This window comes from Faunimonas pinastri, from assembly GCF_900110915.1.
Classification (GTDB): Bacteria; Pseudomonadota; Alphaproteobacteria; order Rhizobiales; family Afifellaceae; genus Faunimonas; species Faunimonas pinastri.
Genome location: NZ_FOFG01000014.1, coordinates 68,749 through 82,279, shown reverse-complemented (window position 1 = coordinate 82,279; position 13,531 = coordinate 68,749). Strand labels below are relative to the sequence as shown.

Sequence of the window (13,531 nt, the reverse complement as noted above, 5' to 3'; positions counted from 1 at the left end):
GATCAACAATAAATCAAAAACGGACGACAACATCACAGAGGGCTAGAAACAGTGGAAACGACGATTTGGAGAAGTTAAATGCCGGCACGGCCGTTCGAGCATACTAGGCTTGCAAGCTACCTGAGCAAGCAGATCGACGCGATCCAGGGTATGAAGACCCAGCGTCAGATCGCCGACGAAGTCGGCTATGACAAGCCGAACATGATCTCCATGATCAAGCGCGGCGAAGCTCGAGTTCCGATGGACAAGATTCCGCTGCTGGCGAAGTCTCTGAACGTCGACCCCGCCTTTCTCTTCCGTCTCGCAATGGAACAGCATGGCTGGTCCATCGATGTGATCGGGACCGTCTTCGGCACCATCTGCTCCAAGAACGAGTCCAAGGTTCTCGCCAAGATCCGCGAGCTGACGGATAACCAGGACCCGTCGCTCACGCCGGACCTAGAGCAGAAGCTCGAAACGGTCTTCGGCTCGCCCACGACCTGACCTTTGAACTGCGGAGGCTGTTTCAACAGCCTTCGTAACTGAGCGCCCTTGCGAGGGCGCTTTTCTTGTGCCAGTTGTGTTCAGTAAATACTGACTTATCCATTCGATTCACAGACCGGTAATGTTCTCTTTCGTTCCCGTCTTGTTCTCATCTTGTTCTTGGGACACAGTGTCCGTATAGAACGCCTTAACGCGCAGACTCGGAGTACCCGTACCTATGCCCTGCTCTCGTATCCAGATCATCGACCTCACTCATGAGGAGGCTTACGAAGAAGCAGCGCGCCTCGAAGATCAGACCCGCGAAGACAAGACCGCGTCAACGGTTTTTCGCGGAAATCATCCTGAGTATGGAAACGTGATTATTGTCATTCCACCTCTGGGTGAAAGTCTCCTTATGAAGCCGCTCGCAGTCCTCAACGCTCAGTAGTAACTTTTTGCTTGTGAGTCAGCAGCGACTTACGAGAGGACATCACACCACATGAACAGAGACATTGCGACGCTGCGCGACGCCATCGTCAAGCTCACGCAGATGCTCACGGGCAAGGGGCTGCGCGTCACTCAGCAGGGCGCGCAGGCTTACGTCGAGAGCGATCCGGTGACCTTGAAGCCCGTTCGCGTCAACATTCCCTTTATTCCGGACACCGCGACCGAGGATTTGATTCTCGCGATCCAGGGCTTCATCGACCACGAAGTCGCGCACGTCCTCTTCACCGACTGGTCTGTCGTGAAGAAGGCTGCAAAGCACGGCAAGCAGATGGATCAGCTCCACAACATCGTGGAGGACACCTTCATCGAACGCGCGATCGGCGGCAAGTTCCCCGGCTCCGTCTTCAACGTGAAGCGCCTTCACGACTTTTTCATCGCCAACATCACGAAAACCGCTCTCAAGGACCCGAAGGTCAAGGGCGACCCAATGCGCGAGTTCCAGGTGCTGCTCGTGCCGATCTGCCGAGCCTGGTCCGGGCAGGAGAAGTTCCAGCACTTCCTCAAGAGCGAAGGTCACTGGGATCATTCGCTGGTCAAGGCGTTCGTGGAGAACGTGCCCGAGGAGGTGATCAAGCGCTTCCCCAAGATCAAGAACTCGGCCGAGGCACTGGATATCGCGGAAACGCTCCACGCTGTTCTCTACCCGCCGAAGCCCTCGGGTGCTGAAGACGAAGGGGAAGACGAGGGTGATCCTTCCGAGAGCATGTCGTCCGGCGGCAAGGGCTCGGGCAAGAAGAAGGGTTCGGGCGAGCAGAAGGGCAAGCCGTCCTCCAGCAAGAGCAAGCCGTCCGATGATGACGCCGGCGGTGAGGAAGAGGGTAAGAGCAAGGCCCCTGCCCCCAAGAAGCCGAAACCCGCGGCCGAGGATGACGAAACCAAGGAGAAGAGCGGCGCCGACGACGAAAAGTCAGGCAGGGGTGACAAGTCCGAGGAAGACGAGTCCACGGACGCCGACGAAGGCGACGAGGACGATGGTGCCGGCTCCGACGAGAAGGACGGCGACGGCGCTGACGAAAACGAAGAGGACGAGGAAGGTGATCTGCGCACCGGCGACGGTGAGCAGGAAGACGGCGACGAGAACAGCGGCGGCAAGGGTGACTCCTCGGGTGACGACGAAGACGGCGACGACGGAGAGGTTGGCGCCGAGGGTGATGGCGATGCCGACGAGGGCGGAAAGGCCGAGCGTGGACGCGATACGGAAGCGGAAGCCTCCCCGCGTGGCTCGCCCTTCATGGATAACTCGCCGGATCTCACTGATGCGGACTTTGATGGCGCCCTGGAGAAGCGCATCACCGACGCCACCACCCGCGAAACGCGCAACGCCGAGTACGTCCTGTTCACGAAGGACTTCGATCGGATCGAGCGCCACGAGGTGTCCGCGTCCTTCAAGGACGAGCAGCTCACCAAGCTGGATGACGAAACCCGGCACATGATCGGGGTCATGCAGAAGGACATCGAGCGGATGATGGCGTCGCGCAGTCAGGTCCTCAGAGTGCCGGGCTTCCGCTCCGGTCGTCTTCATTCCGCCAGCCTTCACCGCATCAGCGCCGGCGACGACCGGGTGTTTCGCCGCACCCAGGAGAACAACTCCAAAGACACCGCCGTCTCCCTGCTGATCGACAATTCGGGCTCGATGGGCGGAGCTCCGATGCGTGTCGCGATGTCTGCGGGCTATGCCTTGTCGCAGACATTGGAGCGCGTCGGTATCGCTCACGAGTGCATCGGCTTCACAACGATGTGGGCGACCAAGCCGGCAGGTTGGTCTGCGGAAGTTATTCGGAATGAGGCGCGTCGGATCGGCACGAAATTCGCACGAACCGAGCCGATCCTGATGCCGATCTACAAGGGCTTCGAGGAGCGTCTTACCCCGGCGGTCAAGAGACGCTTTGCGGACGCGGCTATGAACCAGCGCTTCCTCGCCAATAACGTCGACGGCGAAGCTGTAGAGACGGCGTCGCTGCGGCTCATGCCCAGGCGTGAACATCGCAAGGTGCTGTTGGTGCTGAGCGACGGCTACCCCGCGGCTGATGGCGATCGGAAAGCTCTGTACTCACACCTGCACGCCAGTGTGGCGGGCGCAACCAAAGCCGGAATCGAGGTCATCGGTATCGGCATCATGAACGACGCGGTGAAGACCTTCTACCCCAAGCACATGGTGCTTCACGACCTGGAGAGCCTGCCGGGGACCGTCATGGGTGAGCTCAAGCGTATCCTCACGGCATGAGCTGCCACTTTCCGCGCAAGAGCGCGAAAGCAGGCGAAAAACGTCGACGCGGGACTTAAATGGTAAGTCATTACTTACTTGTCTTCCGCGTCGAAATCGATAAAGTCAAAGCATCACAGCACACACACGAGGTGAGAATTCATGACGACGGAAACGATCGACGACGGCAAGATCACCTGCCAGATCGACGGCGCCCGGGTCCATTCCGTGCAGCTTCACATCAAGGCGCAGCATCCGGAATGGACGCTGGAGCGATACAAGCAGGAGTTTCCGCACGCGCCGCTCCTCTCCGACATGGCGAAGGCGCAGATCGAGAAGCGCACCAAGGAACGCGAAGGCGAAAAGATCCCCGTCTCGCAGAAGCTGGAGACCGGTGCTGCGGCTTCGCGAGATCGCTCTATCGCGAAAAAGCCTCTTCACGAAATTTTCGAGCTCGGCAAGGCAGCCGCTGCTCTGAACGCCCGCGGCGAGCCGATCCCGATCTCAATTTTCAGCGGTCTCGATCCGGAGGCCGCGGCGATCGTGCCGGATATCGACAAGTCCTACGTGTTCAACATCGACCTCACGAAGACGGTGATCATCGGCCTGGAGCTCAATCTCCCGACGTATCTCTGGGGAATGCACGGCAGCGGCAAGACCACTGTGTTCGAGCAGGTCTGCGCCCGCACCGGGCGGCCTTTCATGCGTGTCCAACACACCGTCAATACGGAAGAGGCGCACATCGTCGGCCAGTACGTCGTGAAGAATGGCGCGACCGAGTTCCAGCCCGGCCCGCTGACGCTCGCGATGCTCAACGGGCACGTCTACGCCGCTGACGAGTACGACTTCGCCATGCCCTCCGTGCTGTCCGTCTACCAGCCGGTGCTTGAGGGCAAGCCGCTGGTCATCAAGGAAGCTCCGCCGGAGTTCCGCGTTATCCGCCCGCATCCCGACTTCCGCTTTGTCGCGACCGGCAATACCAACGGCGGCGGCGACGAGACGGGCCTCTATCAGGGCGTCCAGATCCAGAACGCCGCAAACTACAGCCGCTTTGCGATCGTGGAGGAAGTCCTCTACATGGAGAAGAAGGTCGAGGTCGCGGTGATCGTCGGCAAGACCGGCATCGACAAGCGCGACGCCGAGAAGATCGTGGACTTCGCGAAGGAGATCCGCGACGCCTTCCGCGCAAACCGTATCGGCTCCACCGTCTCGCCCCGCGAGCTGATCGCGGCGGCCCGCCTGGGTCTCGTGCGCGGCTCTGACTGGCGCGGCGGTCTCCGGCTTGGCTACACGAACCGTCTCTCGCGCACCGACAAGGAAGTCGTGGAGCAGTTCGCGCAGCGGATCTTCGGCTGATGCAGCCGGAGATCACCTATGAGAGCAGTCAGCCGCTGATCCGCGGCTTCGCCCGCAAGGTCCTGCAGCGTGTTCATGCTGCAGGAGCCCGCGGAGTGGAGTTCGAGGACATCGTTCAGGAGCTCTCGATCGCCTGGTGCCTCGCGCGCGATGCTTGGAAGGCGGAGTACAACGTCCCCTTTGGCGCCTTCCTCACGCGCGGCATGAAGAACCACATCAATCGCTTCCTCGCTGACGCGATCGGTGACTCTCACATGACCGCGATCTCCCTCGACAAGAACCTGGGCGAGGATGGCGAAGGAGCCAGTCTGCATTCCGTCTTCCCGGATGCAGCGCCGTTGCCGGAGCAAAGCGCCATCGAGCGAGATAGCCTGGCTCGGGTCCTCAGGCGGCTTTCGCCACGGGCTCGCCAATTCGTCGAGCTCCTGGAAAACCCGCCACCGGAGCTCTTCGCTGAGATCCAGGCGATCAAGGCCAAGTCCGAATATGCCCGTTCGCGCGGCATCAACACCTATGCCCCCAACCAACTCACGGCGGGGCTGATCTTCGACCTCATGGGCGCCAACCGCGTGGAGCGCCAAGCAATCTATCACGAGGTCCGATCCATCACGGGAGTCGTCAGTCAATAATGACTTGTGGCAAGGAAAGGCCGCTGGGCGCGCCGGGCTGCTACGGCTCGGCCCTGACCTTCAAGGCTGAAGCGGCGGAATGCAAAACGTGCGTCTTCGCGGCCAATTGCGGGCCGCTGAGCGCCGCCAACATGGCCTATGTCCGCGCCAAGCTCGGCATCGTGGAGCGCAAGACCAAGACCGCAATGCGCGCGGAACGGCCCAAGAAGCTCGACCCCGCGCCGGCGATCCAACTGACGAGCAACCTGCCGAAGAAGGTAGAGGAGCTGCTCGCTCGCTTCGAGCGCGCCGGCATCAAGGTGACGGAACGTCTGTCGGCCGGCGAGAACCCGTTTGAGAAGACCCCCGTCTTCATGCGGGTCGCCTGTCACCTGCTGCTCCGTCTGCCCTCGGGCTTTGACCGCAACATGCTGCGCCAGGCTCTCCAGTCCAAGCTCGGCTGGAGCTCCGCGACCGCGGCCTCTCACGCAATTCAAGCCTGTCAGGCTCTCGTCGCGCTAGGCGCGGCGGAGGAGATGAACGGGCGCCTGACACTCAAGAGGGGATGATGCATTCCATTCTGGCGGCGCGGACGAATTTCTCGATCGGCGAATCCATTCTGACGGTCGAGAAGCTGGTCGACGGTGCCAAGGCCCTGGGTGCCAAGGCCGTTGCGATCACCGACACCATGTCCGTGACCGGGCTGATCGACTTCACCAACAAGGCCAAGGCGGCGGAAATCAAGCCGATCATCGGTTGCCGCCTGCGCCTGGTCAACGATCCCTCCTGGCGCAAGACCAAGGAGGACAAGAAGGCCCCGCCGGAGTTCTATCTGACCTGGTACGTGCTGTCGGAGAAGGGGCTTCACGCTCTCTTCCGGCTGCTCACCCTCGCCAACTCCGAGGAGCGCTTCTACAACAACCCGAAGCTGAGCTTCGCTGACTTGTTCGCAGCGCTTGAAGACGTCACGTCGGATGACGTCGCAATCGCGTCTAGCGACGCTTACAGCGTGCTCCATCATGCTGACGCGCTCGACATACTGCGCAAGTGCGTTGACGCTCTGAGCGCTCGCAACGTGTTCTTGACGCTGACGCCGATCAACGCGCCGTATTGGGACACGCTGAACAAGCGCGCGATCGCCGCGGCGGAGGCGCTCGGCTGCGAGTTTCTGACCACGCGCCCCGCCTCCTATCTGAAGGAGGGCGCCGACGCGGCCGAGATCATGAACGCGGTCACCCGCAACGTGAAGATCACGGACGGCTGGCACAATTCACCCTTCTCCCGCGATCTTCATCCGCTCTCGATGTCGGAACTCGCCGGTGAGTGCAAGGGCGCGATCACCCGGCTGAAAGCCCGCGGCGTGACCGACCCAGGCGCCTGCTTCACCCAGGGTCTCAAGAACACGGCCCGGCTTGCCGACATGGTGACCTATTCCTGGGCCAAGGCGCCGGTCTCACTGCCCACGATGGCGCCGAACGAGTTCCTGGCGGTGGTGAATGAGTGCAAGGGGGGCTGGGCCAAGCGGTTCGGTTCGTCGGTCTTCGGCCACAAACCCACGGCTGAGGAGCTGAGGGACGTCTATCGGCCCCGCCTCGCCTACGAGCTGGAGGTTCTCAAGAAGCTCTCCTTCTCCGGCTACTTCCTGCTGGTGCAGGACGTGGTGCAGTTCGCCAAATCCAACGGCATTCTGGTTGGTCCAGGGCGCGGCTCCGTCGGCGGCTCGCTCGTGGCTTATCTGATGGGGATCACCGACTGCGACCCGATCCGCTTCGGTCTGCTGTTCGAGCGCTTCATCAACCCTGATCGTATCGACCTTCCCGACGCCGACCTCGACTTCATGTCCGAGCGCCGGCATGAGGTCGTGGAATACCTGGTCGAGAAGTACGGCAGCAAGCGCGTCGCCGGCGTCGCCAACTTCATCGCGCTTGGGCCGGCAGCGGCCATCCGCGACGTCTCGCGCGTCTGCGGGCTCAGCGAGAACGATTATCGCTGCTCCAAGTTGGCACCCAAGGAACACGGGCAGTCCGTGAAGCTGAAGGATTCCGCCGATCAGGTCGCCGAGATCGGCCAGTTCCGGGATCGAAACCCGGAGATCTGGGACATCTGCCTCAGCGTCGAGGGTGTCACGCGCACTCTTGGTCAGCACGCCGCCGGCATCGTCGTGGGTGGCTGCGATCTGGTGGAGCGCGCCGTCATCGAGCGGCGCAAGGGTGAAAGCGTGGTCTGCTGGGACAAGCGCGTCGTGGAGGATCAGGGCTTGGTCAAGATGGACATCCTGGGTCTCAGCACCCTGGACCTCATCAATCTGACCCTGAAATACATCCGCGAGCGTCACGGCAAGCGGGTCGACCTCATGCGCATCCCGCTTGATGACGAAGCGGTGCTGGACAACTTCGCGAAGGGCATCACGACCGGCATTTTCCAGTTCGAGTCCGGCGGAATGCGGCGCCTGCTGCGTGAGCTCGGCAAGGACGGCACCATCACCTTCGACGACATCACGGCCGCGACCGCACTCTATCGTCCGGGCCCGATGGATTCCGGGATGATGGACTCCTACTACCTGCGCAAGCAGGGCCTGGAGACGGTCGAATTCGACCATCCCAGTATAACCGACGCGCTGAAGGACACCTACGGCGTCATGGTCTACCAGGAAGAGGTCATGCAGGTGGCTCGCGATCTCGCCGGCTACTCGATGGCTGAAGCCGACAAGCTGCGCAAGATCATGGGCAAGAAGCTGCCCGAGGAGATGGCGAAGCAGAAGGACAAGTTCGTCGAAGGCTGCAAGGCGACGCACGGGCTGGGAGAGAGCCAGGCGGGCGACATTTTCGAGAAGATTTCCGCTTTCGCGGGCTACGGCTTCAACAAGAGCCACTCGGTCGAGTACACGCTGATCTCCTATCAGTCGATGTGGCTGAAGACGAACTACCCCGTCGAGTTCTTCGCTGCGGCGCTGTCTCTGATGAACGAGGAGAAGCTCCCCGGTCTCCTGAAGGACGCGGAGCGGCTCGGCATCGAAATCGTGCTCCCGGACCTCAACTTGTCGACCGAGCAGTTCGAGATCCTGACCGACACCAAGCTCTGCATCCCCTTCACGCGCATCAAGGGTCTCTCGGAAAACGCAGCAAAGGCGATCGTGGAGGCGCGCAAGAGCGTCGGCGGCAAGTTCGCGTCGCTGGAGGAGTTCACCGCGGCCGTGAACAAGCGCCTGGTCCATAAGGGCAAGATGGAGGTGATGGACAAGGTGGGCGTCTTCGCGCGCATTGTGCCAGGCTCTCTGTCCGCTCGCGACCCGAGCCGCATCAAGGATCAGATCGAGTTCATTCCAGGGCTGATCGACGCCGTCGTGCCTGTCCACCGCGACATGCACACGGACAGACCCACCAAGGTGAAGATCGCGGAGCTCATGGCAGAATACCGGAGCGCGCATGGACCAGCAGCGCCGTCGCCCGGGGAAACCGACGGGATGCCGGTGAAGATCACTTTCGGCAAACAGGCGAAGTTCGTGGCGATCACCGACGCGCCCACCAACGGCGAGGAGCGTCTTGGCGTCATGGCGTTCGCAGAAAGCTTCGGCTACACGGCGGAAGCCCTGTCGGAGGCGGGTCTCGCCCGTGCCGATGGCTATTGGACCGCGCTGATCAAGCGGCCGAAGGAAGGCAAGCAGGTCTCGCCCGAGGAGATCGCGACCTACGCGCCCTATCTGCAGCGCGAGCTGGATCTCCTGAAGCCTCCGGTGATCGTCCTGCTCGGCTCCACCGTCGTTCGCCAGTTCTTCCCTGACTTCAAGGGCAAGGCGTCGGATGCGGCGGGCAAGATCGTCTACAGCGAGCAGTTCGACGCCAACGTCGTCATCGGCTTCAACCCTGGCGAAATCTACCACGATCGCGACAAACAGCTCGCCCTGAACGAGGTCTTCGCCAAGGTCGCGGATCTCATCGCCTAAGCGAAGAATCTGCTGCGACCCGTGTCGCATTCGCTATGATCAATAAATACTGATTTAACACCGGACGGAACGAGGAACGCATGTCGGAAAGTGAGCCCACCAAGTTCAAGGTGCGCAACTACATCGACGCCGGGCAGCTCAAGGCGGACATGAGCTATTCGCTCGCGGATCTCTCCAGCGCCATGATGAACCAGGGCGCGCTCCTGGTTCACTACGGGATCCTCGCGTCGAAGGCTTCGCGCCAGGTCGACTCCCTCAAGATGCTCTTGGAGAACGCCGAGGCGCAGGTTTACCGCGCGCTCCGCGACGCCGCGCTCAAGACCGGTGAGAAGATCACGGAAGCCGCGCTGGAGAAGAAGGTCGCGGTTCATTCCCAGGTCGTCTCGCTCAAGCGCTGCCTGAACGAAGCCAAGCAGATCGAGGCGATTGCCAAGATCGCAGTCGAAGGCTTTCGGCATCGCCGCGACATGCTGATCCAGCAGGGCCTGATCTCCCGCGAGGAGATGAAGGGCGAGATCTCCATCAGCCGGCGTAACGAGGCGGAGAACGCCCTCGAAGCCGTGAAGGAACGCACCCTCAAGCGGATCACCGGCGAGAACGCCACGCACTGAATTCCGGCTGCTCAACAAGCCGGCGCAAACCCCGAAGGACATGGGCATGGGTATCAAGAGCATTTTTGCGAAGATCTTCGGCGCGGCCGAGGAAGCTGAGGAGTTCGTGGAGCGCTCCGTCGCTCACATTGTCGCTCCGCTCGGCAACATCATCGAGGAGCTGAAGGAGCACGCCGAGGACAAGCTGAGCCTCGCCGACTTCCACCAGGAACGCTCCGTCGCTCACAAGGTAGCGGCTCGGGAAGCAACGACCGAGGCGGCGCAGGCCCAGGCAGCGGCCCAGAACATCCAGAAGCTGATCGCGGTTCCGGTCGAGACGCCCGCGGCCGACAACGACAGCGCGCCGGCGACGGCTTCCAGCGCCGCCTGATCTTCACTCGTGCGGATCAACCCGCACGAGGCTTTTCTTCAACACCCAGAGGACCTGTATGAAACCCAAGGCAATTCTGCTCGCCGGCGCCGCTCTCTTCGTCGGTATTTTGGCCTTCTCCAGCGCCAGCTCAATCGACGCCGGCGAACGCGGCGTGATCCTGCGCAACGGTGCCATCGTCGGTGAAGCGCAGCCCGGCCTTCATTTCAACGTGCCGATCATCGAGAGCATCGCCCGGCTTCCGGTGCAGATGCAGGTCGTGACCATCGATCAGATGGAAGCCTACAGTTCCGATCAGCAGCCGGCGAACATCCGCGTGTCGGTGAACTACCACCTGGATCCCGGCAAGGTGCAGGCGATCTACGCGGAGTTCCGCAACGCTGAGAACGTCGAGAGCCGTCTCATTCAGCCGCGCATCCAGCAGCAGTTCAAGAACGTGTTCGGCCGCTTCACCGCGCAGCAGGCCATCCAGGACCGGGCCAAGCTGAACCAGCAGGTGTTCGACGCGATCGCGAAGTCGGTCGACGGCCCGGTCGTGGTCGAGGGCGTGCAGATCGAGGAGATCACGTTCAGCCCGCAGTACGTCGCCTCGATCGAGCAGCGGATGCAGGCGCAGATCGAAGTCGAGAAGCTCCAGCAGAACGCCCAGCGCGAGAAGGTCCAGGCCCAGATCACCGTCACGCAGGCCCAGGCCAAGGCAGACTCGGTGCGCGCCGCGGCCGACGCTGACGCCTATGCCACGCAGAAGCGCGGCGAAGCCGAAGCGGCCGCCATCAAGGCTCGCGGCGATGCCCTGCGCGACAACCCCAACCTCGTAGCTCTGACCCAGGCGGAACGCTGGGACGGCAAGCTCCCCTCCACGATGGTTCCCGGAGGCTCCACCCCGATGATCAGCATCGGGAAGTAAGCCGGCACCAACGAAAGATCGACATCCGCGCGACTTTCCACTGCATAGCCTCAGCGAAAACGCTATAAACAGCTATGCAATTCGCTAAATCGCTAAAGGGCGATAGGCAAGTCTCGCAGCATCAAAGCACGAAGTACGAAAGGCATTTTATGGCTCTCTCTCCCGCTCTCGCCGCGCTCGTCAAAGGCGCGAAGAACAAGTATTCCCGGAACAACAGCCGTTCCGTGAAGCTGAAGGAAGGCAAGACCACCGTCCGCATCCTTCAGCCCAAGCCCGACGAGAAGTTCTGGGCTGATCTCGGCGTCCACTGGATCAAGATGGAGAAGAACGGCAAGCCCGTCGCCGTCGTCGGCTGCCGCGACGTCGTCAACGACGAGCCCTGCCCCATCTGCCAGGCGATCGAGAAGGCCGCTCATGCAGCGACCGACGACGACTCCCTCGCCATCATCAAGGAATGGAAGGCCAAGAAGAGCGTCCTCGTGAACGCGCTCATCCGTTCCGGCTCCGACGCTTCGGAAGATCCGGTGGTCCTGGAAATGACGCCGACGACCTTCGGCACCATCCTCTCGATGGCTGAGCAGTACGGCGACGAAACCAACATCTTCGACGCCAAGACCGGCATCGATTTCGTCATCGAGCGCAAGGGCAAGGGCCTGGACACCGAGTACACGGTCATGCCGTCGCTCAAGCCCAATCCGGTTCCGGCGAGCGCCCTGGAGAAGTGCGTCGACCTCGACGAGTTCATCGAGAAGGAATTCTTCCGCGGTGACGAGACGAAGGCCCTGAACGCGATCACCCAGATGACCGGCATTTCGGTGCCCGCGATCGGCCGCTCGACCTCTGCCCTGCTCACGTCGGCGGCGGCTTCGGTTGCCGAGGAGGTCGAGGAGACCCCGGAAGTCGTCGCGACGCCGGCGACCGCCAAGGCCACCGTCACGAAGCCGAAGCCTGCTCCGGTCGAGGAAGCCAAGCCCGCCTCCAAGGGTGACGACTTCGGCGCCGTGATCGACGAGGAGGACATGGACTCCATCCTCAGCGAGCTCGAAGGGCTCTAATCGGGCTTCGAGACCCGCATCCCCTCCCCGCCTCTGCGGGTCTCGATCTTGCGGCGGCGCTCTCCTGTATCTCGTGGGCGCCGCCGTTTTCATGTCTCGCTCGAGGAATTCATGACCAACGGCTATCTGCTGATCGACGGCAACAACATCGGCTTCGCTGCAGCAGCGACCAAGAAGCTGACCGTCGGCGAAATGGAGGTCCAGGCGGTCTTCGGCTTCATGCGCGCCATCCGCATGGCTGTCGCCCGCTACCCTCTTCTCAAACCCGTGGTGCTCTGGGACGGCGTGTCCTGGCGCAAGCACTTCTACGAGGAATACAAGGCTGGGCGAGACGCTCCGGCCGACACGCCAGCCGCGAAGGCACAGCTTGCCCTGCGAAAGGGCTACAAGGTGCAGCGGCCGCTCATTCTGAAGGGCCTCAAGCATCTTGGCGTCAGCCAGCTCGCGGCCATGAACCTCGAGGCCGACGATCTCGCCGCCATCCTGGCTCGCCGCTATGCAGCGCAGGGCAAGAAGGTTCTGATGCTCTCCGGCGACAAGGACTGGATCCAGCTTATCCAGCCTAATGTGAGCTGGTTCGATCCGCAGCGCGGCGAGCTCCTCACCCTGAATACGCTGGAGAAGAAGCTCGGCTACGATCCGGCGAAGAAGCGGATTGTCGTCTGTAACGGCAAGGACGAGATCGACGGCTGGATGGGCGTCCCCTCCCCTCGCGCCTGGTTGGAGATTAAGGCTCTGATGGGCGATGCGTCCGACGAGATTCCCGGCGTCGGTGGTATCGGCGAGAAGGGCGCAATCGAGCTCCTGCGCACCTACGGTTCGGTCGTCTCCTTCCGCAACCAGGTCCTCGATCGCACGATCGATGCTGCCAAGCTGCCCAAGAAGCTGCGCGACTTCGCCGAGCAGGAGGAGAAGCACTTCATCTTCACCCGCAACATGACCCTGATGGATCTAAATTCGCCCGACATTCCCGCGCCCGCCCGTCTCAAGCTCACTGCCGGGAGCCTGGAACGCGACGACTTCGCCAGCTTTTGCTCCGAGCTGTCTTTCAAGTCAATTTTGACTGATATCGACGGCTGGTGTGAACCCTTCGCGAGGGCGGCATGAACGAGCGGCGTATTGATCCCGCGCGCCGGCGGCCGAGCGTCGAAGACGCCGTGACGGACGTCAACACGCACATGAATGTCGCCTTGAGCGCCATCGAGGCGGATCTGGAGAACATGACCGCGGAGAAGCTGACGAAGATCGGCACCTACCTCCATTCCCAGGTCGACAACCTTCTGCGCAACGCCAAGCTGCTGATGGACAAGCACCCTGGCGCGGCCACCCGGTTCTCTTTCGATATGGATTTGCCGGCGACCCCTCCTTCGCTGGCCCCCTCTCCTGCGCGACCCGCCGCGACCGCGGGTCCTCAGCCTCGTCTCGTCGGCACCGGGAAGCCCAAACCTCGGGTCCTGGAAGATGATGACGAGGTCGCTTTCATTGATACCGAATAACTTAGCCTAGGAC

The 13,531-nt window shown here is 61.8% G+C and carries 12 protein-coding genes; all 12 read left to right on the top strand.

Annotated elements, in window-relative coordinates; genetic code table 11:
• Positions 1-78: 78 nt before the first annotated feature.
• The 12 genes from BMY25_RS16625 (at position 79) to BMY25_RS16570 (ending at position 13,518) form a co-directional block, all read left to right on the top strand.
• The gene (locus tag BMY25_RS16625; protein WP_092498623.1) at positions 79-483 is read left to right on the top strand and encodes a helix-turn-helix domain-containing protein; all 405 of its coding nucleotides are present in this window, start codon (positions 79-81) and stop codon (positions 481-483) included.
• Between the two features lie 478 nt (positions 484-961).
• A complete protein-coding gene (locus tag BMY25_RS16620; protein ID WP_092498621.1) occupies positions 962-3,193 on the top strand; it encodes a cobaltochelatase CobT-related protein in 2,232 nt (743 codons plus the stop codon).
• Between the two features lie 141 nt (positions 3,194-3,334).
• Complete coding sequence (locus tag BMY25_RS16615; RefSeq protein WP_092498619.1) at positions 3,335-4,528, top strand: AAA family ATPase; 1,194 nt, start codon at positions 3,335-3,337, stop codon at positions 4,526-4,528.
• A complete protein-coding gene (locus BMY25_RS16610) occupies positions 4,528-5,157 on the top strand; it encodes a sigma factor (RefSeq protein ID WP_092498617.1) in 630 nt (209 codons plus the stop codon). Before BMY25_RS16615 ends, BMY25_RS16610 begins: the two co-directional genes overlap by 1 nt.
• Positions 5,157-5,705 carry a hypothetical protein gene (locus BMY25_RS16605; RefSeq protein ID WP_092498615.1) on the top strand — a complete coding sequence of 183 codons (549 nt, stop codon included), beginning with the start codon at positions 5,157-5,159 and terminating at the stop codon, positions 5,703-5,705. Before BMY25_RS16610 ends, BMY25_RS16605 begins: the two co-directional genes overlap by 1 nt.
• Entirely contained in the window at positions 5,705-9,079 is a 3,375-nt protein-coding gene (gene dnaE, locus BMY25_RS16600) for a DNA polymerase III subunit alpha (RefSeq protein ID WP_177176906.1), read from the top strand. Before BMY25_RS16605 ends, dnaE begins: the two co-directional genes overlap by 1 nt.
• Before the next feature lie 80 nt (positions 9,080-9,159).
• Positions 9,160-9,690, top strand: coding sequence for a hypothetical protein (locus BMY25_RS16595; RefSeq protein WP_092498611.1), 531 nt, complete (start codon positions 9,160-9,162; stop codon positions 9,688-9,690).
• 46 nt (positions 9,691-9,736) lie between these two features.
• On the top strand, positions 9,737-10,060 hold the full coding sequence (locus tag BMY25_RS16590; protein ID WP_143062027.1) for a hypothetical protein: 324 nt from the start codon (positions 9,737-9,739) through the stop codon (positions 10,058-10,060).
• Between the two features lie 58 nt (positions 10,061-10,118).
• Positions 10,119-10,967, top strand: a complete 849-nt coding sequence (locus BMY25_RS16585) for a prohibitin family protein (RefSeq protein ID WP_092498607.1) — start codon at positions 10,119-10,121, stop codon at positions 10,965-10,967.
• 149 nt (positions 10,968-11,116) lie between these two features.
• Positions 11,117-12,022, top strand: a complete 906-nt coding sequence (locus BMY25_RS16580; RefSeq protein WP_092498605.1) for a hypothetical protein — start codon at positions 11,117-11,119, stop codon at positions 12,020-12,022.
• 111 nt (positions 12,023-12,133) lie between these two features.
• Positions 12,134-13,129 carry a 5'-3' exonuclease H3TH domain-containing protein gene (locus BMY25_RS16575; RefSeq protein WP_092498604.1) on the top strand — a complete coding sequence of 332 codons (996 nt, stop codon included), beginning with the start codon at positions 12,134-12,136 and terminating at the stop codon, positions 13,127-13,129.
• Entirely contained in the window at positions 13,126-13,518 is a 393-nt protein-coding gene (locus tag BMY25_RS16570; protein ID WP_092498602.1) for a hypothetical protein, read from the top strand. Before BMY25_RS16575 ends, BMY25_RS16570 begins: the two co-directional genes overlap by 4 nt.
• Positions 13,519-13,531 lie beyond the last annotated feature (13 nt).